The sequence below is a fragment of the Rhizobium acaciae genome, assembly GCF_025941625.1.
Classification (GTDB): domain Bacteria; phylum Pseudomonadota; class Alphaproteobacteria; order Rhizobiales; family Rhizobiaceae; genus Rhizobium; species Rhizobium acaciae.
In genome coordinates, this window is sequence record NZ_JAPCZO010000020.1 from 1 (window position 1) to 25,718 (window position 25,718).

The 25,718-nt window shown below is 62.8% G+C and carries 28 protein-coding genes; 9 read left to right on the forward strand and 19 right to left on the reverse strand.

The window, feature by feature from the left end; translation table 11 throughout:
* Window positions 1–270: 270 nt before the first annotated feature.
* On the forward strand, window positions 271–1,146 hold the full coding sequence (locus OLZ32_RS27460) for a transporter substrate-binding domain-containing protein (RefSeq protein WP_264423793.1): 876 nt from the start codon (window positions 271–273) through the stop codon (window positions 1,144–1,146).
* A gap of 28 nt (window positions 1,147–1,174) precedes the next feature.
* Here OLZ32_RS27460 and OLZ32_RS27465 read toward each other — a convergent pair whose 3' ends face one another.
* The 5 genes from OLZ32_RS27465 to OLZ32_RS27485 form a co-directional block, all read right to left on the reverse strand.
* Complete coding sequence (locus tag OLZ32_RS27465) at window positions 1,175–1,588, reverse strand: tellurite resistance TerB family protein (protein ID WP_003545221.1); 414 nt, start codon at window positions 1,586–1,588, stop codon at window positions 1,175–1,177.
* A gap of 101 nt (window positions 1,589–1,689) precedes the next feature.
* The gene (locus OLZ32_RS27470; RefSeq protein ID WP_264423796.1) at window positions 1,690–2,400 is read right to left on the reverse strand and encodes a thermonuclease family protein; all 711 of its coding nucleotides are present in this window, start codon (window positions 2,398–2,400) and stop codon (window positions 1,690–1,692) included.
* An 11-nt stretch (window positions 2,401–2,411) separates the two neighbouring features.
* The gene (locus tag OLZ32_RS27475; RefSeq protein ID WP_003545224.1) at window positions 2,412–3,089 is read right to left on the reverse strand and encodes a S24 family peptidase; all 678 of its coding nucleotides are present in this window, start codon (window positions 3,087–3,089) and stop codon (window positions 2,412–2,414) included.
* Between the two features lie 111 nt (window positions 3,090–3,200).
* The gene (locus OLZ32_RS27480) at window positions 3,201–3,848 is read right to left on the reverse strand and encodes a response regulator (protein ID WP_003545225.1); all 648 of its coding nucleotides are present in this window, start codon (window positions 3,846–3,848) and stop codon (window positions 3,201–3,203) included.
* A gap of 91 nt (window positions 3,849–3,939) precedes the next feature.
* On the reverse strand, window positions 3,940–4,338 hold the full coding sequence (locus OLZ32_RS27485) for a hypothetical protein (RefSeq protein ID WP_264423798.1): 399 nt from the start codon (window positions 4,336–4,338) through the stop codon (window positions 3,940–3,942).
* Between the two features lie 176 nt (window positions 4,339–4,514).
* Between OLZ32_RS27485 and OLZ32_RS27490 the strand changes: the two genes are divergently transcribed.
* On the forward strand, window positions 4,515–4,868 hold the full coding sequence (locus OLZ32_RS27490; protein WP_130792358.1) for a DUF952 domain-containing protein: 354 nt from the start codon (window positions 4,515–4,517) through the stop codon (window positions 4,866–4,868).
* On the forward strand, window positions 4,865–5,953 hold the full coding sequence (locus OLZ32_RS27495; RefSeq protein WP_264423800.1) for a quinone-dependent dihydroorotate dehydrogenase: 1,089 nt from the start codon (window positions 4,865–4,867) through the stop codon (window positions 5,951–5,953). The genes OLZ32_RS27490 and OLZ32_RS27495 overlap by 4 nt, the downstream gene beginning before the upstream one ends.
* Here OLZ32_RS27495 and OLZ32_RS27500 read toward each other — a convergent pair.
* The 3 genes from OLZ32_RS27500 to OLZ32_RS27510 form a co-directional block, all read right to left on the reverse strand.
* Window positions 5,929–7,275, reverse strand: a complete 1,347-nt coding sequence (locus OLZ32_RS27500) for an MATE family efflux transporter (RefSeq protein ID WP_264423802.1) — start codon at window positions 7,273–7,275, stop codon at window positions 5,929–5,931. The genes OLZ32_RS27495 and OLZ32_RS27500 overlap by 25 nt on opposite strands.
* 85 nt (window positions 7,276–7,360) lie before the next feature.
* The gene (locus OLZ32_RS27505; protein WP_017958873.1) at window positions 7,361–7,858 is read right to left on the reverse strand and encodes a CAP domain-containing protein; all 498 of its coding nucleotides are present in this window, start codon (window positions 7,856–7,858) and stop codon (window positions 7,361–7,363) included.
* A gap of 1 nt (window position 7,859) precedes the next feature.
* Window positions 7,860–8,126 carry a DUF6460 domain-containing protein gene (locus OLZ32_RS27510; RefSeq protein WP_003545236.1) on the reverse strand — a complete coding sequence of 89 codons (267 nt, stop codon included), beginning with the start codon at window positions 8,124–8,126 and terminating at the stop codon, window positions 7,860–7,862.
* A 201-nt stretch (window positions 8,127–8,327) separates the two neighbouring features.
* Here OLZ32_RS27510 and OLZ32_RS27515 point away from each other — a divergent pair, with 201 nt between their 5' ends.
* The 3 genes from OLZ32_RS27515 (at window position 8,328) to OLZ32_RS27525 (ending at window position 10,646) form a co-directional block, all read left to right on the forward strand.
* On the forward strand, window positions 8,328–9,260 hold the full coding sequence (locus tag OLZ32_RS27515) for a class I SAM-dependent DNA methyltransferase (RefSeq protein WP_264423806.1): 933 nt from the start codon (window positions 8,328–8,330) through the stop codon (window positions 9,258–9,260).
* Between the two features lie 211 nt (window positions 9,261–9,471).
* Window positions 9,472–10,107 carry a YitT family protein gene (locus OLZ32_RS27520; protein WP_003545240.1) on the forward strand — a complete coding sequence of 212 codons (636 nt, stop codon included), beginning with the start codon at window positions 9,472–9,474 and terminating at the stop codon, window positions 10,105–10,107.
* A 392-nt stretch (window positions 10,108–10,499) separates the two neighbouring features.
* A complete protein-coding gene (locus OLZ32_RS27525) occupies window positions 10,500–10,646 on the forward strand; it encodes a hypothetical protein (RefSeq protein ID WP_157626686.1) in 147 nt (48 codons plus the stop codon).
* A gap of 69 nt (window positions 10,647–10,715) precedes the next feature.
* Here the strand turns inward: OLZ32_RS27525 and OLZ32_RS27530 are convergent, their stop codons facing one another.
* Window positions 10,716–11,177, reverse strand: a complete 462-nt coding sequence (locus OLZ32_RS27530; RefSeq protein ID WP_264423808.1) for a carboxymuconolactone decarboxylase family protein — start codon at window positions 11,175–11,177, stop codon at window positions 10,716–10,718.
* Window positions 11,178–11,199: 22 nt separating this feature from the next.
* Complete coding sequence (locus tag OLZ32_RS27535; protein ID WP_003545245.1) at window positions 11,200–11,700, reverse strand: RrF2 family transcriptional regulator; 501 nt, start codon at window positions 11,698–11,700, stop codon at window positions 11,200–11,202.
* A 133-nt stretch (window positions 11,701–11,833) separates the two neighbouring features.
* Between OLZ32_RS27535 and OLZ32_RS27540 the strand changes: the two genes are divergently transcribed.
* The 3 genes from OLZ32_RS27540 to pdeM all read left to right on the forward strand — a co-directional run bounded on the left by OLZ32_RS27540 (window position 11,834) and on the right by pdeM (window position 15,879).
* Window positions 11,834–12,466 (forward strand): YitT family protein, encoded by a 633-nt coding sequence (locus tag OLZ32_RS27540; protein WP_003545247.1) that lies wholly within the window; start codon window positions 11,834–11,836, stop codon window positions 12,464–12,466.
* Window positions 12,467–12,618: 152 nt separating this feature from the next.
* On the forward strand, window positions 12,619–15,129 hold the full coding sequence (locus OLZ32_RS27545; protein ID WP_264423810.1) for a ligase-associated DNA damage response DEXH box helicase: 2,511 nt from the start codon (window positions 12,619–12,621) through the stop codon (window positions 15,127–15,129).
* Window positions 15,130–15,153: 24 nt separating this feature from the next.
* Window positions 15,154–15,879, forward strand: coding sequence for a ligase-associated DNA damage response endonuclease PdeM (pdeM, locus tag OLZ32_RS27550; RefSeq protein WP_003545251.1), 726 nt, complete (start codon window positions 15,154–15,156; stop codon window positions 15,877–15,879).
* A 32-nt stretch (window positions 15,880–15,911) separates the two neighbouring features.
* On the opposite strand, the gene OLZ32_RS27555 is transcribed toward pdeM, so the two are convergent.
* The 9 genes from OLZ32_RS27555 to OLZ32_RS27595 all read right to left on the reverse strand — a co-directional run bounded on the left by OLZ32_RS27555 (window position 15,912) and on the right by OLZ32_RS27595 (window position 25,461).
* Window positions 15,912–16,493 carry a transglycosylase SLT domain-containing protein gene (locus OLZ32_RS27555; RefSeq protein WP_264423812.1) on the reverse strand — a complete coding sequence of 194 codons (582 nt, stop codon included), beginning with the start codon at window positions 16,491–16,493 and terminating at the stop codon, window positions 15,912–15,914.
* A 163-nt stretch (window positions 16,494–16,656) separates the two neighbouring features.
* A complete protein-coding gene (locus OLZ32_RS27560; RefSeq protein WP_003545254.1) occupies window positions 16,657–17,214 on the reverse strand; it encodes a dihydrofolate reductase family protein in 558 nt (185 codons plus the stop codon).
* 201 nt (window positions 17,215–17,415) lie between these two features.
* Window positions 17,416–18,216: a TIGR02186 family protein gene (locus OLZ32_RS27565; protein WP_003545255.1), complete on the reverse strand. Its 801-nt coding sequence runs from the start codon at window positions 18,214–18,216 to the stop codon at window positions 17,416–17,418.
* On the reverse strand, window positions 18,216–19,139 hold the full coding sequence (locus tag OLZ32_RS27570) for a sulfite exporter TauE/SafE family protein (RefSeq protein ID WP_003545257.1): 924 nt from the start codon (window positions 19,137–19,139) through the stop codon (window positions 18,216–18,218). The genes OLZ32_RS27565 and OLZ32_RS27570 overlap by 1 nt, the downstream gene beginning before the upstream one ends.
* Window positions 19,140–19,250: 111 nt before the next feature.
* The gene (locus tag OLZ32_RS27575) at window positions 19,251–19,415 is read right to left on the reverse strand and encodes a hypothetical protein (RefSeq protein ID WP_264423815.1); all 165 of its coding nucleotides are present in this window, start codon (window positions 19,413–19,415) and stop codon (window positions 19,251–19,253) included.
* A gap of 32 nt (window positions 19,416–19,447) precedes the next feature.
* Window positions 19,448–23,251, reverse strand: coding sequence for a peptidoglycan-binding protein (locus OLZ32_RS27580; RefSeq protein ID WP_264423817.1), 3,804 nt, complete (start codon window positions 23,249–23,251; stop codon window positions 19,448–19,450).
* A 326-nt stretch (window positions 23,252–23,577) separates the two neighbouring features.
* The gene (locus OLZ32_RS27585) at window positions 23,578–23,943 is read right to left on the reverse strand and encodes a VOC family protein (RefSeq protein ID WP_264397578.1); all 366 of its coding nucleotides are present in this window, start codon (window positions 23,941–23,943) and stop codon (window positions 23,578–23,580) included.
* Between the two features lie 219 nt (window positions 23,944–24,162).
* The gene (locus OLZ32_RS27590; RefSeq protein WP_222326262.1) at window positions 24,163–24,864 is read right to left on the reverse strand and encodes an SDR family NAD(P)-dependent oxidoreductase; all 702 of its coding nucleotides are present in this window, start codon (window positions 24,862–24,864) and stop codon (window positions 24,163–24,165) included.
* A 186-nt stretch (window positions 24,865–25,050) separates the two neighbouring features.
* Window positions 25,051–25,461: a hypothetical protein gene (locus OLZ32_RS27595; RefSeq protein WP_246705948.1), complete on the reverse strand. Its 411-nt coding sequence runs from the start codon at window positions 25,459–25,461 to the stop codon at window positions 25,051–25,053.
* Window positions 25,462–25,718 lie beyond the last annotated feature (257 nt).

The following is a 25,718-nucleotide window of genomic DNA, read 5'->3' on the forward strand; positions in this document are numbered from 1 at the left end:
GGTGCCCCGCAGGGCCTCGAAGGACGAGGCGGGCATTCCGGCGTCGGATCATGCAAGGAGCGGCGTTGCGTCGTGTCCTTCGAGGCTCCGGCCTTTGGCCTCCACGCCTCAGGATGAGGGACGTTGGAGGGTGCCGCGCTTCTACGATGTTGGTGAGTTCGCGACCGCCATCCGCCCCCTCACCCCCACGCATATTCCCCGCCACGCATGACTCTGATACATCTCACCGACGCCGAATGCTTCGCGCTTAACCCAGAGACCACAATCACGATGATGCAATCCAAGCTGGCATCCCTGACTCTGAAGGGTTTTTTCGCGTTCAGCCTGTTTCTCGGCGCGCTTTTTTCAAGTTTTGCCGCATCGGCCCAGCAGGCGGCGCCCTCGCTGCCGCTGCTCTTCGATGCGCGCGAGCGTCTTGCCAGGCCCGATCTCTCCTCGCTGGTGCGCCTGCGCTTCCTGACTTCGGTCGATTTCCCGCCCTTCAATTTCACCGATCAGAACGGCAAGCTTTCCGGTTTCGATGTCGACCTCGCCCGCGAAATCTGCAGCGAGTTGGAAATATCGGATAAGTGCCAGATTCAGGCGCTCCCCTTTGCCGACCTCAGGGATGCGCTCGCCGCCTCACAGGGCGATGCCGTCATCGCCGGTTTTGCCGTGACCCCGGAGCTGCGTCGGCAATTCGTCTTCTCCAGACCTTATCTGATGCTGCCGGCGCGCTTCGTGCGCAATCTCGGCATGCCGCTCGACGGAAAGACCGCTGCCGCGCTTTCCAGCCACCCGGTCGGCGTCGTCAGGGGGACGGTGCACGAGGCGATGCTGGCAGCCTTTTTCCCCACGCTCAAGGCCGAGCCGTTCGACACGAAGGACGCCCTGCTTGCGGCGCTCAAGGACCGCAAGGTCGATGCCGCCTTTGCCGATGCGCTGCAGCTTTCCTTCTGGGTTTCTTCGCCGGCCTCAGCCAAATGCTGCGCGCTGTTCGACGGCCCCTATCTCTCCGAGCATTTCCTCGGCGAGGGCATGACGATCATGCTGCGGCAGAAGGACAGCGTGCTGACATCAGCCATCGACCACGCGCTCGCCACGCTGTCGCGCAACGGCCGCCTCCAGGAAATCTATCTGCGTTATTTCCCCTACGGGCTTTATTGAATTATGCAGCAGTCCAAAGCTGATGCATTCAGCCCTTGCGGAAGCGGGCAATCGCGCTGCGCTCGATCGCCGCGCAGGTGAGCTTGTCGAGGCCGAGCCGATCGCGCAGCAGGCTGAGCAGCCGCAACTCCTCCGCCTTGACCGAGAGATCGGCGGATGCCACCTCGACGGCGAGCGCATAGGCCGTGTCGTAGAGCTTTGCGGGCAGGGTATCGCGCACGGTTTCGAGAACGACGTCGAGGCCTTCCGGCCCGGCCAGCAGCGAGGCGCAGTCGCGCGCCACTGCAATCAGCTTGTCGTCGTCGAAATCCCGGAAAACCGGCAGGAACCCGATCAATTGGCCGATCCTTGTCATCTCCCTGTCGTTCATCGTGCTGTCGACGGCGGATGCCATCACCATCACGTAGATCAGCGCGTCATGGGCGGAAAGCGGCTTGTTCATCTCTGATTCCTTTTTCGGTCAGCCCAGATTAGGAATTGGCGACAGCCATTACAAGGGATCGGCCCATGCGGGGTTGTCCAACCGCTGTCGTGGCTGCCGGTTTAATTGCGGCGTGGATCATCGCCGTAGAGGCCTTTTCCTGCCTGCCTGGCCTTTTCGGCGGCAGCCGTAAGCGGCGAACCCACTGCTGCTTCCGCCCAGCCGTTTTCGGCGAGCCATGAGCCGAGATCCTCTGTGCCGAGCCGGCAGGCAGTCGTTACCGTTTCCTTCCATTCCACCGTCTCGAGATCGCAGCTGACGCTGCGGTTGCGCAACAATAGGCGCAGCGCCGTCTTCGCCATCATGCCGCAGGGCCATTGCCGGCCCGCCGGCCCGCATATTCTGTCGACCGGCGTCGGCACGATGCCGGCAAGCTGAAGCCGGCGCTCGCCGAAGGAAAGGATGCCGGCATTGTCGACCGCCGGCCGTGCCAACTCCACAGGCTTTTTCGCGGCCGAACTCGCTGTTTGCCCGGCCGGCGTCTCCGCCTGTTGCGGCACATCGGCCGGTTTGGGTGCCCCACCGTCGCCTGGCTCCGGGGCAGGCGACGCCGCCGGTTCCGCCGACCGAGCGATCATTTCGGCACGGTCGTCCGAGATTGTCGCACGTGCGCCGGCTTCGGGAGCAGCCTCCGCCGCTGCCGTCGCCGTCTCTTCTGCGGACGCCGTCTCTTGCCCGGCCGTGCCGCCGCCAAGCCTTGCTTCGCCCGCTATCAGCAGGCCGACCACCACTACCATCCCGGTGATACCTGTGAGGAAGGCGGCAGGGCGCATGGAATATCTTCCTATTGGCTGGCCCAGATGATCCGGGCGATCCAGGCGACGTCGGAAAGCTCGAGGGTGCGGTTGGGATGTTCGGGATTGAGAGACAGCAGCTCGATCGATCGCGGGCTCTGGCGCAGCAGCACCTTGGCCATCACCTCGCCCTCATTTGTGCGCACGACGACGCGGTCGTTGCGGCGCACCTGGGCGCCCGGCTCAACGATCAGCACGTCGCCGTCGCGGTACAGCGGCATCATGCTCTCGCCCTGCACCTCCAGTGCATAGACGCCTGATTTCTGCGAAGGGGCGGCCGGAAATTCCACCACGTCCCAACCCTGGCCGGCCGGAAAGCCGCCATCGTCGAAGAAACCGCCGGCGCCCGCCTGGGCGAAGCCGAGCAGCGGAATGGAGCCGCCTTGCGGCTGAAACGCGTTTTCCTGCTGCCTGGCCTGCTGCTCGGAGGGGCCGGCGTCGGCCCGCATGAAGGCCAGAAACTGCTCCATGCTCGCCCCTGTGGCGTCGAGCACCTTGGCGATCGATTCCGTGGACGGCCAGCGCAGCCGCCCGTCGGCGGAAAGCCGTTTCGATTTGTTGAAGGAGGTCGGGTCGAGGCCGGCGCGGCGCGCAAGTCCGGATGGCGTCAGCTCGTGCCGTTCGGCAAGCCTGTCGAGCGCTTCCCAGATCTGGTTGTGTGACAGCATGCGCGATTCCGTCGCGGCTCATTCAACGCCGCGCTCCAACCCGGCGGAATATTAACCGACCGCGCCGCCTGAGTAAAGATAGAAGAGGAATAAAATCCTGTTATCGAATGCTCAGGCGACCATCGCCATATTGATCTTGCCGAGCTGGATGACGGCCTGCGTTCGGCTGTCGACGTCGAGTTTCAACAGGATCGCCGAGACATGCGCCTTGATCGTCGCCTCGGAGACACCGAGTTCGTAGGCGATCTGCTTGTTCAGCAGCCCTTCGCCGAGCATGGTCAGCACCCGGCTCTGCTGCGGCGTCAGCGTATGCAGGCGGTGGATCAGGTCGGCGACATCGGGATCCTGCTCCTGGCCGTCGCGATAGCTTTCCGGCGTGGCGATATCGCCGGCAAGCACCGTCTGGATGCTGCGGCGAATATCCTCGATGCCGGAGGATTTCGAAATGAAGCCGGAAGCGCCGAGTTCCAGCGCCCGGCGAATGGTCGTCGCATCGTCGGTTGCCGAGACGATGACGATCGGCAGGCTGGCGAATTCGGAGCGCAATGCCATCAGGCCGGAAAAGCCGCTGACGCCGGGCATGGCGAGATCGAGCAGCATCAGGTCGGCATCCGCATGGGCGCCGGCTGCCCGGCGCGCGGCGGCGAAATCGCCGGCCTCGACGATCGACTGCCGGCCTTCCATGCCGATTACCGCTTGGCGCAGCGCGTCGCGGAAAAGCGGATGATCGTCCGCAATGATGATGGTCTGTTCCTGCATCGAAAACTCCCTCCCAAGAGCCCGATCATGCCGGCATGTGCCTCCGCCCCTCCGCGTTGCACGCCAGCTTGCTCATACCGACTATATCAGATCAGGTCTTCTGCGGAAGGGGATTGGTGTTTTCCTCGGCCTGGAACTCCTTCACCATCCCCATGAAACTCTTCATCATCCGCTCCATGATGCTGATCGAACGGTCGACCTCGGCATCGCTCGGCAGCGCGCGCTGGATAACGCCGCCTTGTTCGAGCGCCGTCACCCGCTTTGCCAGCCGGTCGAGTTCGTCCTCATAGGCCGCCCGCTCGTCGGCCGCCATCCGGCAGACGAGGGCGCCATCCTTGTCCTGGCAGATCGACATCGCGCCGGTCCGCCGGTCGAGCCGGACGAAATGGTCGCCGCTCTTCTCCAGCTGGAAGCGGCTTGCATCAGGTTCGACGGCCGCGGCCGCCAACGGCATCAGAAAAACGCCAAGCGTGATAACGAATGCCTTCATCGTCTCATCCTCCGGATTTTCTGGAGCATGATGCCGAAAAGTGTGCGCGGTTTTCGGACGACATCATGCTCCAATTCTGTTCCAGCTGTCCCGTTTTTCGGCGCCGGGGCGTGGACATCGCCGCCTCTTTCCGGCAAAGCCCTCGTGACCAAGGAACAGCCTATCGTGAGGCCATGATGACCCTGACACCGACCCTTTACAAGATCGTGACGGAAACGCTCTGGCAGCAAGCCAGACAAACCGGCACTTTTCATGGCGCCGGCATCGATCTCAAGGACGGCTTCATCCATTTCTCGACGGCAGACCAGGTAAAGCAGACCGCCGCGCTGCATTTTACCGGCCAGTCCGGCCTGCTGCTGATTGCCGTCGATGGCAGCGGCTTTGGCGACAAGCTGGTCTTCGAACCCTCGCGCGGCGGCGATCTTTTCCCGCACCTCTACGCCGATCTGCCGCTTGCCGCCGTGCTCTGGGAGGCGCCGCTGCCGCTCGACGAAGCCGGCGCCCATATCTTCCCGGAGCTGCAGCCATGATTGATCCCTTCAAGCGTCTCGCCCGCAAGGGTCTCTTCCTGTTCGATCCGGAAACGGCGCACGGCATGTCGATCGCCGCCTTGAAATCCGGCCTCGTGCCCGCCTGCCAGCTGACGCCCGATCCGCGCCTGCGCCAGACCGTTGCCGGCCTTACCTTCGAAAATCCGCTCGGCATGGCCGCCGGCTACGACAAGAATGCCGAGGTGCCGGAGGCGCTGCTGAAGCTCGGCTTCGGCTTTACCGAGATCGGCACGGTGACGCCGAAGCCGCAATCCGGCAATCCGCGCCCGCGCATCTTCCGCCTGGTGGAGGATGAAGGCGTCATCAACCGCCTCGGCTTCAACAATGAAGGCCATGATGCCGCTTTCGGGCGCCTCGCCGCGCTGAGGGGCGGCGGCTTGGTCGGCGTCAATATCGGCGCCAACAAGGATAGCGAGGATCGCATCGCCGACTATGTCGCCGGCATCCGCCGCTTTTATTCCGTCGCGCGCTATTTCACCGCCAACATCTCCTCGCCGAACACCCCTGGCCTGCGCGATCTGCAGGGGCGCGAAAGCCTTGCGGTGCTGTTGTCTGCTGTGCTTGCGGCGCGTGACGAAATGGCGGCGGCATCCGGCCGGAAGATCCCGGTCTTTCTGAAGATCGCGCCTGATCTGACCGAGGAAGGCATGGACGATATTGCCGCGGAAGCGCTCTCGCATGCGCTCGACGGCCTGATCGTCTCCAACACCACGCTGTCGCGCGACGGACTTAAGGATCAGCGCCAGGCGAAGGAGACGGGTGGCCTTTCCGGCGTGCCGCTGTTCGAAAAGTCGACGGCGGTGCTCGCCAGGATGCGCAAGCGCGTCGGCCCTGATCTGCCGATCATCGGCGTCGGCGGCGTCTCCTCGGCCGAAACCGCGTTGGAGAAGATCAGGGCGGGTGCCGATCTCGTCCAGCTCTATTCCTGCATGGTCTATGAAGGCCCCGGCTTGGCCGGCGATATTATCCGCGGCCTCTCGAAACTCCTGGACCGCGAAAAGGCCGGCTCGATCCGCGAGCTGCGCGATGCCAGGGTTGATTACTGGGCTGCGCGAAAGGTCTGATCGGCCCTCGGCTTGACCAGCATCGCCAGGAAGAAACCGCGAAAGAGCAGGAAGGCGTTCATCGCCAGCCAAAGGCCGTGATTGCCGAAGAGCGGCACGAAGACTGCGAGCATCAAGAGATAGCCGGCAAAAGAGATCAGCATCCGATTGCGCATGTCGGCCGACCACGTGGCGCCGATGAAGACCCCGTCCATCAGGAAGGCGAGCGCGCCGGCCAGCCCGGTGACCGCCGCCCAGGGCAGATAGGTCTCCGCCGCCTGCCGCACCTCGGGTGAAGTCGTCAGCACCGAGATCAGCCAGGGGCCGGCGAGGAAGAAGAAGGCCGAGCCGAGCGCCGCCAGCCCGAAGGACCACAAGATCGTCAGCTTCAGCCCGCGGTCGAAGGCCGGCCGGTAGTGCGCGCCGATTGCCCGGCCGATGATCTGCTCGGCGGCATTGGCAAGCCCGTCGAGGTAATAGCCCGACAGCAGGAAGAAATTCATCACCACGGCATTGGCGGCCAGCGTCACCGCGCCGAAGCTGGTGCCGATCCGCGTCATGATGGTGAAGGCGCCGATCAGCACGAAAGTCCGGATCAGGATGTCGCGGTTGAGCGCAAAAAGCTCGGCCAGCCGGTGGCGGGAAAAGACCTCGGACCATGCCGGCCGCGCTGCCTTGCCGAAGCCGTTGAGCACGATGACAAGCCCGACGAGCGCGCCGGTGGTTTCGCCGGCCATCGTGCCCCAGGCGACCCCCGCCACGCCCCAATCGAGCGTCAGGCCGAGATAGATGGAAAGCAGGATGTTGATGCCGTTGATGATCGCCTGCAGCAGCAGTCCTATATTGCCCTGTCCGCGCCCGAGCACGAAGCCGAGGATGGCATAATTCGCCAGTGCTGCAGGTGCTGCCAGCATGCGGATCGAAAAATAGGTGCTGGTTGCCTGCGCGATCGCGCCTTCCGCCCCCATCAGCCTCAACCCCGCCGCCATCAGCAGCGGCGAAAGACAGAGCAGCGCCAGTCCGCAACCGAGCGCCGAAATCATCGCCCGGGAAAAGACCGCCTGCTGCTCGTGCTGGTCGCGCCTGCCATAGGCCTGCGCCGTCAGCCCGGTTGTCGAGGCGCGCAGGAAGTTGAAGCTGCCGAGGATCAGATCGAAGAGCATCGCGCCGATCGCCAGCCCCGCCAGCGCCTCCGCATTGCCCATGCGGCCGACGACGGCGGTGTTCGTCAGCCCGAGCAGCGGCGTCGTCATGAAGCCGAGCGTCATCGGAATGGCAATCGACAGCACCATCAGGTGCGTCACGTCGAATGCAAGCGCGTTGTGATTGCTGCGTGTATCCATGCCGGCCTCGCCGCGGCAGCGCCACGCGTCGTTTCAGACGCGCAAAAGACGCTGCATCACTTGAACTGCTGCAGGCGGAATCACCTCAGCTGGAAAGCACCATCGCCCAATAGGGCAGGTTCCTGGAAGATGTATTATGGGCGACAGCAACGCCGAGGCCGCCGTAACGTCCGAGCATGTTTTCCAGGTGATGCGGCGAGTTGATCCAGGCCGTCACCACGGCATCGACGCTTTGCTGGCCGGAGGCGATGTTTTCCGCCGCCGGCAGCCGCACACCGCTCGCCTTGACGCGCGCACCGAAACTGTCGGTCATGCCCATCAGATGCGCCATCTTGCCGGCGCTCGCCATGCGTTTCGCCTGGAACAAGGCGGCAGTGCTCGCGGCCGGATCGACGGCAAGCGGCGGCAGGCCGTTTTTGGCCCTGAGCTGGTTGACGAGCGGCAGCACGCTCGCCGTCTCGTCTTCGCCCTCCGACGGCGTGCCGGCCATCCGCGGGGTCGTGGTGCAGCCGGCGATGCCGGCGGCGAGCGCAAGTCCGGAAAGGCGTAGCAGGCCGCGCCTGGAAAGATCGATGGATGTCATGTTACCGGCGGTAGCTGAAAAGACGAAGGATGATGAAGAGCGGGATGACGATCGTCGCACCGAGGAGGAGATAGTCGCCGACGCGCCCAAGCGCCGAGAAGCCCCGGTACCAGATCTCCAGGATGAAATCGCGTATGCCGTAGATGATGCCCCACGGCGTCAGGCCGAAGACGGTCATGACGAAACCGACGATCAGCGACACCACGATAAGCTTTATCAATGTGCGGCCGATTGAATCGCCGAGGAACCTGTTCGCCTGATCGGACATAAGCCATCTCCTGTTTGCCCTTGGAATAAGGTCGCAGCGCGGCGCCCGCAAGCCCTTTCCGGAATTGGCCGCTTCGCCTCTGAAATAGGACTTGAGTTTTTTTGTGGCCGCCGCCAAATGCGGGCCAATGCATGTCGCCCGGAAGTGTGCAGCGGTTCCGGGAAAACGACATGCATAAAAGAAAGAGCTACAGGTCCATTGATGCAGCCTCACCAGCTTTCCTCAGGCGACGTCATCGCCGACCGCCGCGCCGATTATGCCAGGATGCTCGAAGAAGGCGGCGAGCCGGAAGCGGCTGCCGAGCTGATGGAACAGGCCCTCGAGCTCGTGCCTGCCTGGGCCGCCGGCTGGTATCGCCTCGCCACCTACCTGGAAAAGGCGGGCAGGGGTGAGGCCGCGATCGAGGCCTATCGCAGGACGCTTGCTCTCGGTCCCGATGACATTTTCGGCGCCGCCCTCAAGCTCGCCCTTCTCGGCGACGCGGCCACGCCTGACCTGCCGCCGAGCCGCTATGTCGAGCGCCTCTTCGACGACTATGCCGACCGGTTCGAATCAGCACTTGTCGAAAAGCTCGACTACAGCGTCCCGCAGAAACTGGCAGCGCTCATCGCCTCCACCGGCAGGCGTTACGAACTGGCCGTCGATCTCGGCTGCGGCACCGGCCTGCTCGGCCCGGAGATCCGTAGCCGTGCCGGCCGCCTCGAAGGCTTCGATCTCTCGCAGAACATGCTGGCCAAGGCCGCCGAAAAACATGTCTATGACAGTCTCGCCCAGGCCGATCTCTCGCTCGCACCCGATCTCTCCGGCGTCTTTGCCGATACAGCGCGCCATCGCGCCGACCTGGTGACGGCAGCAGATGTGCTGATGTATCTCGGCAATCTCGAAAGCGTCTTTGCCATCGTCGGAGAACTCGCCGCATCAGGCGCCGATATCGCCTTTTCCGTCGAGGATGCGGGGGAGGGTGACGGCTTCCATCTCGCCCCGTCGCTGCGCTACGCCCATTCGGAAAGCTATGTCAGGATGCTTCTTGCCCGTCACGGGCTGGAGATCCTCAAGACCGTCAAGTCGGTCATTCGCAAAGATGGCGGAAAACCGGTTTCCGGCATTCTGTTCCTTACGCGCAAGCCCGCGTGAGCGAACATTTCTTGCGATTTTTGAATAGGTCAGTATTGCTTACCTATTTCGCTTGATCGGAAGACCGAAAAACCCGATACTGCACCATATCGGCAGAGAGCCCGGCAATATTACGCCGAGGCGCTCGGGCTCCTTTCATGATCCAAAATTCCGTCGCGCCCGGGTCTTCCGAAGCGCGTTCTTGAACTCGTCTGCCGTGGAGACTGGCGACATGACACAGCTCATCAATGCCCTTGGCTTTTGGAATACGACTGCGACGCGCCACACGCCGATCGAAGATGTGCAGGGCATATTCTCCGGCAGCCTCGTTGCCGCACTCGGCCTCTACGTGCTCGCCAGCGCCGGCCTTCTCACCGGCAGCACGGCTGGCGTCGCCTTCCTCCTGCATTATGCCTTCGGCGTCAATTTCGGTCTCGCCTTCTTCCTGCTCAACCTGCCGTTCTTCTATCTCTCCTGGAAGCGCCTCGGCATGGCCTTCACCATCAAGACCTTCATCGCCATCGGCCTGACCTCGGTGCTTGCCGATGTGCAGTCGCGCTTCTTCTCCATTTCGAGCATTCATCCGGCCTGGGCGGCCCTTCTCGGCGGCCTGCTGCTCGGCTTCGGCCTGCTGGCGCTTTATCGCCACCGCGCCAGCCTCGGCGGGGTCGGCATTCTCGGCATCTACCTGCAGGATCGTTTCGGCATCCGCGCCGGCTTGGTCCAACTCGCCATCGACATGTGCGTGCTCGCCGCCGCCTTCTTCGTCACCACGCCGCCTGTCGTCTTCTATTCAGTGCTCGGCGCCGTCGTCCTCAACCTCTTCGTCGCCATCAACCACCGCGCTGATCGCTACATCGCGCTGTAAGGATACCCGATCAGGTCCCCTCTCGCCGCGAGCGGGTTAGGGTGAGGGCCATCGCCATGGCAAGCTATCGCCAATTGCTTGCAGCCGGAAAGAACGCAAGCCCGCCAGCACCTGCCCCAGCATGCGAGGAGAAGGGAACATGCCGCAAGCTTTTCGTCCGCACTCACTTCTCGCATGGCACGTCCCCTCTCCCCGTTTTTACGGGGAGAGGGGACTGCGTCTCACGCTGCCTTCTACGTTGCGCGTCGATTGGTCGAAGCAGGAAAGGCTCCAACGTTACAAATCGGTAAGCCATTCTAAACAAAACGTAACTTGCCTGTGATCGGTCTCGGCGCCAAACTCTGCTCGCGCCGGATTTGATGAGGTGAACTATGTCAGATTTGGAAAAGCTTGTGAGACGCCGTATGCAGGAAGAATATGCCAAGGGCGCTTCCGCAGAAGAAATTGCGAAAGTCGTCCGCGACCTATTCAACAGCGTCGACCTCTCGGGCAATCGGTTTGACGCCGTTGCCGGACGGGCCACCAGGGATCACGATTGACCCGATATTCGACCGACCCGAGATTTTCGGGTCGGTTGCCAGGATGAATTCCCTGCAAGCAGATTTCGATCAGGCTGCCTTCTGCGCCGCATCGCGCGGATGCTGCGAGCGGAAGCCGACGGCAAGCCGGTTCCAGATGTTGATGGCGCCGATCGCCACCGTGATCTTCGTCATTTCTTCCTCGGAAAAATGCGCCTTCAGCGTCTCGTAGTCGGCATCCGGCACGCCTGTTTTGGCGATATTGGTCACGGAATCCACCCAGCCGAGCAGCGCCCGTTCGCGGGCGTCATAGACCGGCGATTCCCGCCAGACGCACATCAGGTTGATCCATTGCTCGGAGAGCCCATCATGGCGGGCTTCCTTCACATGCATGTCGACGCAATAGGCGCAGCCATTGATCTGTGAAGCGCGCAGCTTGATCAGATGGATGAAGCGGCGTTCCAGCCCGGAGGACTGGACATATTGCTCGAGCGCGGCGACTGCCTTGTAGGCATCGGGAGCGGCTTTGGCGAAGTTGAAACGTGGTTGCATGGTCTTTCTCCTTTGTTATGGCTCAACGAGCCGTCTTGCGTTCATGGATTTCAAGGAAGGCGCAGCCTCTGGCTGCGATCGATCCATCGTCGACGGCGGCAAGTTCGATGCCGATATCGGCCAGGCTCGTCTTGGCGAGTTCGGCGCGATAGACCCGTTCGGCTTTCAGCATCGCCGCGTTGATGGTGCAGGGCTGGGCGAACAAGCGATCGGAGACCGGGTTCGGTCCGCGCTGGCGGATTTCGGCGCAACGGAACGCCGGCGCAGATCCCTCGACGGCGAGCACGATGTCGAGCAGCGAAATCTCCTTCGGCGCTTTTGCCAGCCGATATCCGCCCTTCGGCCCCGGTACGGTATCGAGGATGCCGGCGCCCGACAGCGCCTGCAGATGCTTCAGCAGATAGCTCGTCGAGACGCCGTGGAATTCGGCCAGCGCGGCCGCCGACAGCACGCCGCCTTCGGAGAGGCCGGAAAGCATCGCAACGCTGTGAATGGCCTGCTCGACCCCATCGCCCATCTTCATGCACATGGCCTCCTCAATTCGTGGATAAAAAATATCCACGATTATACCTGATGTCAAGGGGCGGGCTTGCTGCTTGCTACTTGCCTTTATCCTGACCGCGGATAGAAGACGGAAACGCCGACAGGGGAACAACATGGCATCCAACGCTTTCGCAGGCATTCTGAATTCCAGCGCCGATCGTCACTCGCTCTTCGACGACGCCCAGGGCATCGTCGCCGGCAGCATGCTCGCCGTGCTCGGCGTAACGCTTCTCTCCGGCGCGGGACTGCTTGCCGGCGGCACGGCGGGCCTTGCCTTCCTCGCCCATTATGCGACGGGCTTCAGCTTCGGCCTCTGCTTCTTTGCCGTGAACCTGCCCTTCTATTATCTCGCCTTCCGCCGCTTGGGCGCCGCCTTCACCATCAAGACCTTCGCCGCCATCGCGCTGACCTCGGTCCTGTCCGAATTCGTCTCGGGCTTCATCAGCATGGCGCATGTCGATCCCATCGCCGGCGCGCTCTTCGGCGGCCTCGTCATCGGCGCCGGCATGCTGGCACTCTTCCGCCACCGCGCCAGCCTTGGCGGCATCGGCATTCTTGCCCTCTATATCCAGGATCGCTTCGGCTGGCGCGCCGGCTTCGTCCAGCTCGGCTTCGACGGCATCATCCTGGCGCTCTCCTTCTTCGTCGCCAGCCCCTTCATCATCGCCTGCTCCGTGCTTGGTGCGATCGTTCTCAACCTGACGATTGCCATCAACCACCGCAAGGACCGCTATATCGCCATGTGAATTGCTAAAGCGCGTCGCGATCTTTCAGATTCGCTCATCGCGCTTTAGGTCTTTGTATTTACCCATGTCGTTATCGCAAAACCGCGGCACACTTTTGCGCGACATGCTTTGGCCGCTCTTCTCTTTCCCCGGCATTTCACTACCTTCCAGGCGTGGACCAGATCGATTCCGAAGCCCGTACCCTGCTTCCTGCCGCCTTTACCCGCTGGTTTGCGGAAAAAGGCTGGCGCCCGCGCGCCCATCAGCTGGAATTGCTTGCCCGCGCCGAGGCCGGGGAAAGCACCCTGCTGATCGCCCCGACCGGCGCCGGCAAGACGCTTGCCGGTTTCCTGCCCTCGCTCACCGATCTCACCCGCCGCGGCAGGATCCCGCCCGGTTCAGCCTTCACCGGCATCCACACGCTCTATGTCTCGCCGCTGAAGGCGCTTGCCATCGATATCGAGCGCAACCTGATGAAGCCGGTCGAGGAGATGGGTCTGCCTGTCACCGTCGAAAACCGCACCGGCGATACGCCGAACGCCAAGCGCCAACGCCAGAAGCTCAACCCGCCGGATATTCTGCTGACGACGCCGGAACAGGTCGCCCTGCTGCTGGCGAACCGGGAGGCCGAGCGCTTCTTCAAGGACCTGAAATATATCGTCCTCGACGAGTTGCATTCGCTGGTTACCTCCAAGCGCGGCCACATGCTTTCGCTCGGCCTTGCCCGCCTGCGCCGCCTTGCCCCCGGTCTCCAGACCATCGGTCTGTCGGCCACCGTCGCCGAACCGATGGATCTGCAGAAATGGCTGGTCGGCCAGGAAGAGGGTAGCGAACATCATGCCGGCCTCGTCGTCGTCGAAGGCGGCGCCAAACCCGATATCTCGATTCTTTCGACCGAAGAGCGCATTCCCTGGTCCGGCCATTCCGCCCGATATGCCATTCCGGATGTCTACAACAAGCTCGTCGAACATCGCACGACGTTGCTCTTCGTCAACACCCGCAGCCAGGCGGAAATGCTTTTCCAGGCGCTCTGGACGATCAACGACGATAACCTGCCGATCGCGCTCCATCACGGCTCGCTCGATGTCGCCCAGCGCCGCAAGGTCGAGGCGGCGATGGCCGAAAACCGGCTGCGCGCCGTCGTTGCTACCTCCACCCTCGATCTCGGCATCGACTGGGGCGATGTCGATCTCGTCATCCATGTCGGCGCGCCGAAGGGAGCCTCGCGCCTTGCCCAGCGCATCGGCCGCGCCAATCACCGCATGGACGAGCCCTCGAAGGCGATCCTCGTGCCTGCCAACCGTTTCGAGGTCATGGAGTGCCAGGCGGCCCTCGATGCCAATTATATCGGCGCGCAGGACACCCCGCCGGTCGGCCGCGGCGCGCTCGATGTGCTCGCCCAGCATGTGCTCGGCATGGCCTGCGCCGAGCCTTTCGACATGCTGGAACTTTACGATGAAATTATCAGCGCCTCGCCCTATGCCGATCTGAGCTGGGAGACCTTCGAGCGCATCGTCGATTTCGTCGCGACCGGCGGTTATGCGCTCCGCACCTATGAGCGTTACGCCCGCATCCGCAAGACCGCGGAGGGCCGCTGGCGCGTCTCCAATCCTGCTGTTGCCCAGCAATATCGCCTCAACCTCGGCACCATCGTCGAAAGCCCGATGCTGAATATCCGCATGGTCAAGCGCGGCGAGGGCGGCAGGATCGGCCGTGGCGGCGCCACCCTCGGCAAGGTCGAGGAATATTTCCTCGAGCAAATGTCGCCGGGCGATACTTTCCTCTTTTCCGGCAAGGTGCTGCGCTTCGAAGGCATCCGTGAAAATGAGTGCCTCGCCTCGCAGGCATTTTCGCTCGATCCCAAAATCCCCTCCTATAATGGCGGCAAGTTTCCGCTGTCGACCTATCTCGCCGAGCAGGTGCGGGCGATGATCGCCGATCCCGATCGCTGGCGCCGCCTGCCGGATCAGGTGCGCGATTGGCTGTCGCTACAGAACGACAAGTCGATGCTGCCGAAGGGCGACGAGTTTCTGATCGAAACCTTCCCGCGCGGCAGCCGCGGCTACATGGTCGCCTATCCCTTCGAAGGCCGTCTCGCTCACCAGACGCTCGGCATGCTGCTCACCCGCCGGCTGGAGCGGATAGGCGCCAAGCCGCTCGGTTTCGTCGCCACCGATTATTCGCTGGCCATCTGGGGCCTCGAGGATATGGGGCTGATGATCGGCAATGGCCGTCTCAACCTCTCCGACCTCTTCGACGAGGACATGCTCGGCGACGATCTCGAAGCCTGGCTGGACGAGTCCTTTCTGTTGAAGCGCACCTTCCGCAATTGCGCCGTGATTGCAGGCTTGATCGAGCGTCGCCATCCGGGCAAGGAAAAGAGCGGCCGCCAGATCACCGTCTCCGCCGATCTGATCTACGACGTGCTGCGCAGCCACGAGCCGGATCACATCCTCTTGCAGGCGACGCGGCAGGATGCGGCGACGGGACTTTTGGATATTGGCCGTCTTGGCGATATGCTGAGACGAATCAGGGGCCACATCACCCACCGCGCCCTCGACCATATTTCCCCGCTCGCCGTGCCGGTGATGCTGGAAATCGGACGCGAGGCGGTGCCGGGCGAGGCCCATGACGCGCTCCTGGCCGAAGCGGCGGACGATCTGATCGCCGAAGCTCTGGCATGATGACGACTAGGAAAAAACACCGTGATGAACCGCCTGGCGCTCGCGCGCGACATATCGGGACTGGCCGCGACATCAGGCGTCGAAACGGCAGTCCATGGCATTGCCGCCGTCTGCGATCCGCTCGGCGCCCTCTATCTGCCGGATGCCGGCCTGCTCGTCGTTTCCGACCTGCATCTGGAAAAGGGCGCAGCCTTCGCCCGCCGCGGCATGATGCTGCCGCCTTACGATACGCTGGCGACGCTGACCGTCCTTGCCGCCGTCATCTCGCGTTATGATCCGAAGCTCGTCATCTCGCTCGGCGACAATTTCCACGATCGCATCGGTTCCAAGCACCTGCCGGAGAATTTTCGCACGCTGATCGTCAATATGGCGCGCGGCCGCGAATGGATCTGGATCAATGGCAACCATGATCCGGATGGCATCGTCGACCTGCCGGGCACATCTGCCGACGAGATGCATTATGCCGGCCTGACCTTCCGGCACGAGCCGAAGAACGGCTTGCAGAGCGGCGAGATCGCCGGCCACCTGCACCCGTCGGCGACCGTCCGCCGCCGCGAGAAATCCGTCCGCCGCCCGTGCTTTGCGACCGACGGTGCCCGCCTGCTGATGCCGGCTTTCGGCGTTATGAGCGGCGGTCTGGATCTCGGCCATCAGGCGATGAAGGGCCTGTTCGACAAGGCTTTGCTGGTGGCGCATCTGCTGGGGCGCGATCGGATTTATTCGGTCAGGTACGGGAATTTGTGGGGGTAGTGCCCTTCATATTTGGACGGCACCACCTAAACTCAATCGCACTCCTGCAGCTGCCGCTGATACGTCCCCGCCATCCGAGCAAACTTCTGCGCCGTCTGCTGCAATTGCCCGTTCGAGCGCCAGTCGCCGCGTTTGTATCCCGTCGGACCGGAATAATAGGCAAGGTAAAGATTATAGGCATCGTTCAGCGGAATGCCGGTCTCCACGCTGTTCTGGTAGTGATACCAGCCGATGAAATCGATCGCGTCGGCGAAGTTCGCCCGCCGCGCCGTCCAGTCCCCTGTCTGCGACTGGTAGTGATCCCAGGTTCCGTCGAGCGCCTGCGAATAGCCGTAGGCGGTCGAAGGCCGGGTCCAGGGAATGAATCCGAACAGCTTGGTGCGCGGCGGCCGCGCATAGGGCTGGAAGCCGGATTCGGTATACATCGTCGCCATCAGGATCGGCACGGGCACGCCGTATTTCTTCTCCGTCCGCTCGGCGGCACTCTGCCAGCTGGAGAAGAGCCCGTCGCGCTCGTCGAAGACGGCACAGATGTTCCTCGTCTGCTTCGGCGCCGTCGCGCAGCCGGCAAGCAGCGCGAGACCCACGGCCGTCAGAACGATACGAGTACGCATGACAAAACCTCTCGTTTCCGAGAGATTACTAACTCGTAAATGTTAAAAACCGGTTTTTAGTCGAATGCGAACTTCCCAGGCTGCTCTCTTATACGGCCAGGGATCGATACCCTGGCCTGACCACCGGACGGCATCGCATCAAGGTCCCAATGGGTGAGCGCTCCTAAGCCTTGACGGGCTCGTAGCGCAGGATCACCGCGCCGCCTTCCGTCGTCGAGGATTCGATGAGCTTCAGCGGCACCTGGCCCTCTGCCTGTTTGAAAAGCGGATTGCCGCCGCCGAGGATCACCGGCACCAGGCAAACCCTGACTTCGTCGATAAGGCCGGCTTTCAGCAGACTGTCGGCAAGCTCGGCGCTGCCGAAGATCAAGATCGCCTTGCCATCCTCCTGCTTGAGCCTCGTCAATTCGGGGATCGGATCGCTGACGACGCGGGCATTGTTCCAGCCGGGCTCGCTCATCGTCCGCGACACGGCGATCTTGGCGATGCTGTTCATATAGGCCTTGATCTCACCTTCGCCCTCGGCGGTCGGCCAGTAGGCGGCCATGCCCTCATAGGTCTTGCGGCCAAACACGAGAAGATCGCTTTCCCTGCCGAACTGTTCGGCATAGCGCTGCAGCTCGGGTCCCCAGGCGAAATTGTGGAAGTCGATATCCCAAGGCTTCGTGCCTTCGAAATAACCGTCGAGCGTCATCAGGTTCCAGACGATAAGCTTTCTCATTTCCATCCTCCTTCTGAACTGCGATCCATCAAAACCGGTTGCGTATAACAACTGGTTGAAAGCTAGGCCGACTGATAGCGAAATGCAAGCGGTTTTTATTGGAGCACAACATTCAAGGCAAGCAGCTGCTCGCGCAGGCCTTCGTGCTCAGCGCCTTGCCGAGCCTATTTTGGAAGAAATCCTGAGCGCCTTGGCTGTGGATCAGTCCTTGCGGAAGATCAGGCTGGCACCCCAGCCGGTGATGACGGCGAGCAGCACGGCGGCAAAGCCGTAGAGGATCGGCTGCTCATGCGCAGCGTCGGTGATCGTCTGCTCGATGCCGGTCTTGATGACCCGCAGCGGCAGCGATTTCTCGGTCACGAAAAGCCCGCTCTTGAACAGATAGGCGCGCACGGTGTGCACGCCGTTCGGAATGTTTGCCGGCAAGCGCAGGCTCGCCTTGAAGAGGTTGGAGGAAACGAATCGCACGCCGCTCGGGTTGCGGTCGTAGAGCCCGCCACCCTGCTGCAGTCGCCGGAAGGCGTCGCGGAACTCGCCGAGATTACTGCCGTCGCCGACGAAGCCGACCGGCGTCAGCGGAATGTGGTCGATGCCGATCCCCTGATCGGTCAGCTCGAGCGGTGTCGTCAGATCGTCGATCATGCGCGAGCTCGACATCGAATAGGAATGCGGCACCGCTTCGAAGGTCATCGAGCGGGTGTTCACCCAAATGCCGAAGACGCGTTCCTTCCTGCGCACTGTCGCATCCTCGCGCGGGCCCTCCAGCACCACGACCACGTCATATTGGCCGATGGCGAGCAGCAGCTGGTCGGTATTCGAGAGCGCCCCGAAGATGGTCAGATCCGCGCCGTGGAAATCCGAGGTGATGGCGATTTCGCTGGTCGACGTGCCGATTTCCAGCCCTTCACGCACCACTTCCGTTGCTTGCCCCGGCAACCACTGCGCTCCGGCAGAGGCCGGCAGCAGGCAAAGCAATGCGATGACAGCGGCAGCCAGGCGCATCAATTGCCCGCTCCCATCACCACCGAATAGACGTCGGCCGGCGTCACCACCAGAGCGATCGCAAGGCGCACGCCGACGGCGAGCACCAGCAGGCCGAGCAGGGCGCGCAGCTGTTCGCCGCGCAGTTTTTGGCCGACGCGCACGCCGTATTGTGCCCCGATGACACCTGCTACCATCAGGATGAAGGCGAGCACGATGTCGACGGAAAAGTTCGTCGCCGCCTGCACGATCGTCGTATAGGCGGTCACGAAGATGATCTGGAACAGCGAGGTGCCGACGACGACGTTGGTCGGGATACGCAGCAGGTAGATCATTGCCGGCACCATGATGAAGCCGCCGCCGACACCCATGATCGAGGTGAGGATGCCGATCGCAAAGCCGAGGGCGACGATCGGAATGACGCTGAGAAAGATCTTCGATTTCTTGAAGCGCACCTTCAGCGGCAGCTTATGCACCCAGTGCTGGTGGCCGGGCTTGCGCGGTGCGGGCGGCTCGTTGCGCGCTGCCCGCCGCATGGCGTTGACGCTTTCGAGCAGCATCAGTCCGCCGACGGTGCCGAGGAAGATGACATACATCAGCGAGATGATGAGATCGAGCTGGCCGATGGCGCGCAATAAAGAGAAGATCCAGATGCCGACCGTCGCACCCGCAAGGCCGCCGACCAGCAGCACCGTGCCGAGCTTGACGTCGAGCGAGCCTCGCCGGAAATGCGTGATCGCGCCCGATATCGACGACGCCACAACCTGGTTGGCGCCGGTCGCGACGGCGACGACGGGGGGGATGTTGTAGAAGATCAACAGCGGCGTGATGAGAAAACCGCCGCCGACGCCGAACATTCCAGACAGGAATCCGACGGCCGCCCCCATGCCGAGAATGATGAAGATGTTCACCGACAATTCTGCGATGGGCAGATAGATTGTCACAGCCGACCCCGAATGATGACCGCTCCTGCCGGGCGATTTCTTGTCACGTCCCCGTTCGAATGCGCACCATACTGTGAAATCGTTGCCAGAGGCTTTCGATCGGCCCCGTGATTAGCCATAGAGATTGACGGAGAGATCGGTGGCAGAGGATTCGCGGATGCGCGGATCGATATGTCCGGGCATAATCCGGCTTTTTTCAGGTTTTGTGACAGGCAACGGCAAAATTGAAAGCCTTGCGACATAGCGCCGCCCGGCCGGTTTCATCGCCCGGAACAAAGAGACGATCCTGCGTCGATGCGACGCGGGCCTCAGATTGCCTTGCTGCCCTGTTTGTTGCGTTCGAGCAGCGCCTTCACGGTCGCATCGGTCACCTTGCCGTCCGGCTCCTGCCCGACCGACTTCTGGAAGTTTTTGATCGCGGTCACGGTCTTCGCGCCCATTTCGCCGTCCGGCACGCCGGCGTCGAAGCCGTTATTGTTGAGGATCGCCTGGATGTTGCGGATCGCCTTCTTCATGTCGACGCTCGCCGTCTTCGCGCCGGTGCCGGCCCATTCGTCGGGGATGTCGATGGCGTTCGTGCGGTGGTCGACCGGCTCCGCCTTCCAGAGATCGGCCTTGCCGCGCGCCCGTTCGAGCTGGTCGGGCTTCATGGCTTTGGCCACTTCGTCGCGCTTCTGCGCCGCATCCTTGTCGCCGCCCTTGGCGGCGATCGCAAACCACTTGTAAGACTCTTCGAGATCCGCCGGAACGCCGTTGCCGCGCGCGCAGAGGATTGCCAGGTTGAACTGGCTGTCGGTGATGCCGAGGTTCGCAGCCTTGGTGAACCACGAGGCGGCCGTCGCATAATCCTGTTGGCCGAGCGCGCCGGAGGCGTAGAGCACGGCGAGATTGTGCATGGCGCTGGCATTGCCCTGGTTTGCTGCCTGCTCGTAAAAACCCTTCGCCCTGGCGATGTCGCGTTCGACGCCGTTGCCCTTCTCGTACATGCTGCCGAGCCGGTATTCGGCCGGCGCAAAGCCCTTATCGGCCGAAAGCTGGTACCAGCTCGCTGCCTGCTTCTGATCGACCGTCATGCCGTTGCGGCCGTCCGAATAACGCGCGCCGATCTCGAATAGCGCCAGCGCATCGCCGCTGCTCGCCGCATCGGCAAGCGATTTCGGCTGGACGGTTTCGGGAATGGTGATGGCCGGTGCGGGTGCCGCCGCAGCCGGGGCGTTCGGAACGAAGCCTGATGTCTCTTGTGCTGCGCCCGACGGACCGGGAGGGGCAAATGTCGCAGCCCCTTCGCCGTCAAGCGGCGCCACGTCGGTCAGATGCTCGCCGGCGTCAGGCGAGGTTGCTTCCGGCTGCGCCTGTTCGGCGGCGGGCGGCATAGCATCTGCTGCCGGAGCGGTCGTTCCGAGAGCGGCGGCATCCGGCTGGGCAGGTGTCGCTTCGGGCAAGGCCGGCGCCGGGTTTTCAGCGCCGGTCAGCGCCGAGACTTCTGCTGGCGGCTGCGGCGCGCGCTCGCCTGTTGTCAGCGTTCGGGCAAGCGGAAAGGCCATGATGGCGAGCAGCACGGCGCCGACCGCCAGCAGGATCGGCCGCCGGTAGCGCGAAAAGGCGCTGGTCTTGCCGGTCTTGTCAGAAGCCTTGCCGGCCTTGTCTGCAGTCGCGCCCTTCTTCTCGGCCTTGCCGGCTGCCTGCTTCGGATTGGCATCCACCTCCATCGCGGCCGCCTGCGCCGCACGGCGCGCAGCAGCGATATAATCGGCGCGATCGGTTTCGCCGGCAGGTTTGCCGCGCGCCGCACTCTGGCTGGCGCGAACCCGTTCAAGGATCTTCTTCACGTCAGGCGCGCCCGAGCCCGGCTCGAGCAATTCGTTTGCCGCATCCGTCGGCACGACGTCGGTGGGATCGATCGACGGCGCGGGGTCGATCATCGGCCGTTCGGTCGTCCGGCTCTCGGCCTTCTTGCCGGGCAGCAGCCGCTTGCCGAGGCTGGCGAGCAGGCTGGCCTTTGCCGGTGCCTGTGTCCCTGCCGATGTCGCTGCTGTCTCCGTCGTCCTGGTCGCGGCTTCGATGGCGATCGCGCTCGTTCCGCTCATGGCGTTGGTTTGTGCCGGGGCGGTGGCTTGTGCCGGGGCGGCAGCTTCGGCTGCGACCTCGGCCGTGCGGATAACAGGAGAAGCCTTCGCTGTCGGGGCAGCGGCCGGCGTCCTGTTCATCTCGGCTTCGGCCACCATCAGCGCATAGGGATCGACATCGAAATCGACCTCGGCGACCGGCATCTGGGCGAGCGGCCGGCCGCGATCTTCCATGCCGTCGAGGCGGTCGGCGATATGCACCAGCGTCTCGTGCAGCGCCTGGAAAGTCTTGTGCGTGCGTTCTTCGCTATCGCGGCTGAGATCCTCGAGGTGGCGAAGATCCTCGGCCAGCGCCGTCAGCGCCGACATGTCGGCGGCGGGCATGACGCCCTGCGGGCCGCCATGACGCGAATAGGCTTCGACGACAGCCTCTGCCGCCTGGCGTGCGGCCTCGATGATATATTCGTCGCTCGTCGCCATATAGTCTTCGATCGCGCCCATGCGCTGGTCGAATTCGGGGGGTATCGCAGCGCTCTCGCGCGGCGCGCTCATCAGCGCCGACAGATTGGCGATCTGGTCTTCGAGGTTCTTCAGCGCGTGCGGATCGGTCGGCGCTGCCGATGTGCTCTCTTCGAGCCGGGCGGCAATGTCGCTCAGCCGTCCTTCGAGACGCTGGAAGGCACTGTCGTCGGCCACAGCGGCCGGCGCCTGCTGCTGATAGGCCATCTCGTCAATGCGCCGGGCGAGATGGTCGAGCCGCTGCGCCAGCAAGTCGTTGACGGCGCCATTCTCAAGCGCGTCGATCTTGCGGGAAATGTCGGAAAGCGTGCCGGTGAGGTCGGCCTGCGGCGCCGTCTCCTGCGTGCGCTCCAGCAGATAGGATAGATGTTCCAGCCGTTCGTCGAGCCGCGACGTCGCTTCTGCCTTCGTCAGCTCCTCGACGCGTCCCGTCAGCGCCTCCAGCCGCATCGCTAGCTCGTCGGCCGGGTTCACGCGGCTGGCCGCATCATGGCTCATCAGGTCGATCTGGTCGGCGAGCGCCGCAAGGCGGCTTTCCAGCCGCTGCATCAGGCCCGGATCATTGGCAGTGGCCGTGCGCCCGCTTGCCGCAATCGCCCGGCTGATCTCGTCGAGCCGGATGTCCATGGCGGCGAACTGCTCGGACATGACCCGGTCGTGCGGCTGGATCATGTTGCCGAAATGCTCCATCGCCGTGGCGATCGAGATCAGCTTGTCTTCCAGCGCCCGAACGGCCGGGCTCTCGCCCATGCCGCCGATATGGCGCTTGATATCATCGAGCCGATAGGCGAGCGAAACGAGCTCTTCCTGCAGCCCCTCGGTATCGAGCGCCGCAAGCCGGTTTTCGAAGCCGTCCCAGCGGTTTTCCATATGGCGCAGCGAATCCTCGCGCGCCAGCCCGTCCATCAGCGAGCGCAGCTCTTCGAAATCCTCGCGCAGGCCTGTGGCCTCCGGTGCGGCGGAGCGGCCGGTCAGCTGGGTGATGCTCTGGGCAAGGCGGCCCATATCGGCGCGCATGTCGTCGGCGAAACGGCCGTCTCCGGCATTTGTCTTGATCTCGCGCAGCTCGGTGCGCAGCGCGTTCATCTCGCGGGTGACGCCCTCGGAAATGTCGCGCTTCAGGTCCTGCCGCAGATTGACGAGCGCCTGGGCGATCTCCGTCATCGTGTCGTCGCCGGCGCGCAAGGCCGGTGCCGGCACTGGCGCGGCGGCGCGTGGTGTGGGTTCACGAAGCTGCGGAGCCTGCTCGCGTGCGTAAGGCCGCTCGCGGCTGGCTTCGAGTGCGCGCTGGCGTTGACGAATTTCGGCGAGCGGATCCGGCCGCGGCTCGGGCGGGGCCTTTGCGGGCCGGGGGGCATGGGAAGCTGCATAAGGATCGCGCTCGGCCGTTGCCGTGCGCGGCCGCTGTTCGCGCCCGCTGCCCATCAGCCCTTCGATGCGCGCCTCCAGCCCTTCGATCGTGCGGTTCAGCGCATCGAGCGAGGTCCTGTCGGACTGTCGGGAAGGATTTGATCGCGATCCGTTCATCTTCTTGCTCGCTTCGACTGCTCGACCCCTCGTCAGAGCTCGATCGTTGGCTTTTCGTCTGCTGCCCGCTTTACGGGGGCCTGAGCGCACCATTCATAAGACGATAGTCAATTAGACTTTCCTCAAGCTGAACGATGTAGCGGCATCCTTAAGGAACGCGAGACGGGGGAAAGGAATGCGGATCACTACTGCTCAATCCGCACCTTTCACGAAACGTGGTAAACAAGCCGTTAATGCCGATGGGAATTTTTTAACGTTTGTGTTCAAAACGCCGCTTTTGGCGGCAATTGCCCCCGAACGCGTCACATCGAATGGCGGCGCCGCGCTCAGGCGGGCCTGGGATATTGCAACTCGATTTTCACGCCTTCGGGTCCGTAGACGAAGACCTGGCCGAGATCGGTGTCGGGAATATCGTAATATTCGTGACGATAGCCGCCAGCCTTGATGCGTTCCAGCGCCGGCTCGAATTCGTAAAGGCTGAAGGCGACATGGTTGAAGATGCCGGGCGGAAAATCGGTGCTGCGCGACGTCAGGCTCAGATGGATGACCGGGCGCTCGTCGAGATAGAGCCAATGGCCGGGCGAGGCGAAGGGCGGCCGATAGCCTTCCCGAACGCCGAGCACGGTTTCCAGGAAGGCGATCATCTGAGGCGCATCGCGGGTCTCGATGGTGACATGGTCCAGACGCGGCATCGGTATCCTCCCAGCTAGAGCATGATGCCGAAAAGTGTGAGCGGTTTTCGGTCGACATCATGCTCTAACTCTTTAATTGAGAACAGGATTCAGATGTTAGGCCGAACAGGCCCAAAATCATCCTGTTCTAGCCTTGACGGCAAAGCCTAGCTAGCCCGTCTGAGAGTGTCGTGAAAGTTGCTTCCCCTGCGGCGGCAGGCCGCGGCCAGGGAGGGAGACTTAGAAGCTCTCCGTCCAGGGCCGGACTTCCACCTCCAGCGACCATGCGCTGCGGTGCTGGCGAAGCACATCGATATAGGTCTGGGCGATCGCATCCGGCAGCAGCGTGCCATCCGGCTTGTCCACCCGGTCCGGCCGGATCTGCGAGCGCACCGCGCCGTCGATGACGAAATGCGCGACATGGATGCCCATCGGCCCGAGTTCGCGAGCGGCACTCTGCGCAAGGCCGCGCAGCGCGAACTTGCCCATCGCGAAGGGGGCCGATTGCGCAAAGCCCTTCACGCTTGCCGACGCGCCTGTTATGAGGATGGCGCCGCGGCCGCGCGGGATCATCCGCCGCGCCGCCTGCTGCACCACCAGGAAGCCGCCGAAAGCGGTGGTCGCGATGGCCTTCTCGACCTCGGCGGGATCGAGTTCGGCCAGCGGGCCACGCTGACGGGCGCTGGCATTGAAGATCACCACGTCAGGCCCGCCGATTGCGGCAGCGGCCTCTTCGAAGAGTGCTGCGACGCTCGCCGGCTGCGAGACGTCGGCGGTAAAGGCGCTGGCGCCGGTCTCCTCGATCAGCCCTTGCAGTTTCTCGATATTGCGGGCGGCGAGCCCGACCTTGACGCCCTGCGCCGACAATTGCCGGGCAAGCGATGCGCTGATGCCGGAGCCCGCGCCGACGATGAGCGCGCTCTCATAGGGAAAGTCGGTCATGATGTCTTCCTCGATGAGTCGTCCGAAAGATTTAGGAAGCCTGAGCGGCTGGCGCTACAGCCCGATTGAAATTTCAGTCGCCGAATCGATTGAATAGGAGCCGATGCGCGCGCGAGGGATCAAGGAAAGACCTGTCTCTCCTGCCGAGTCGTCGAAGGCGTCACGGTCCCGCGCGCGGAGACGCTATCACGGCTTGTCGATCAAAAGAGGAGCTGCTAACGGCTTTGGTTTGTTGCCCTTGTAAAACATCCGTCGTGTCGCCCAACAGTAGCTCTTCGGGTCGTTTTGGGCTTCTTTCTCAAGCCGGGACATTTCTGATCGGAAATAGGGATCGAGTGGCGGATAGATACCGGTTCCGTACTGATACCCGGCGACGAAATCGGCATTTAGTTCGAGCTTCCCACAATACATACCCGCAACGGCCGCCCCGGCTGCAAAGGACAGAAACTGCTCTTTCGACAATTTGGGATGGAGCGCCGGTTCCTCCGCAAATGCCGCTGAACAAGTGATCAGCAATCCTATGGTGGCACCAATTATCTGTTTCAAATGATTTCCCGAACGCGCTATTTCATACATTCCGGTATAGCAGCCGGCCATTGAACCATCGCAACCAATTTATCGCGATGGTTAAGACAGCACTACTGACCTACTGCGCTGAAACGGTTTGTTCTCGCCGGCCCTCCGTTCGCGCGGTTACAAACGCTTCCGCTTTGACTCCTTTCCGCGGTGGACAAGCAGATGATATGGCGTCTGCTCCTTTCGGCGCTTCATGGCTCGCGGATTCGTGCTCTCGAATTTTTTCAAGAAAAGACTTCACAAGCGCAACATTTGACGTTTACGCAAACGTCAATATT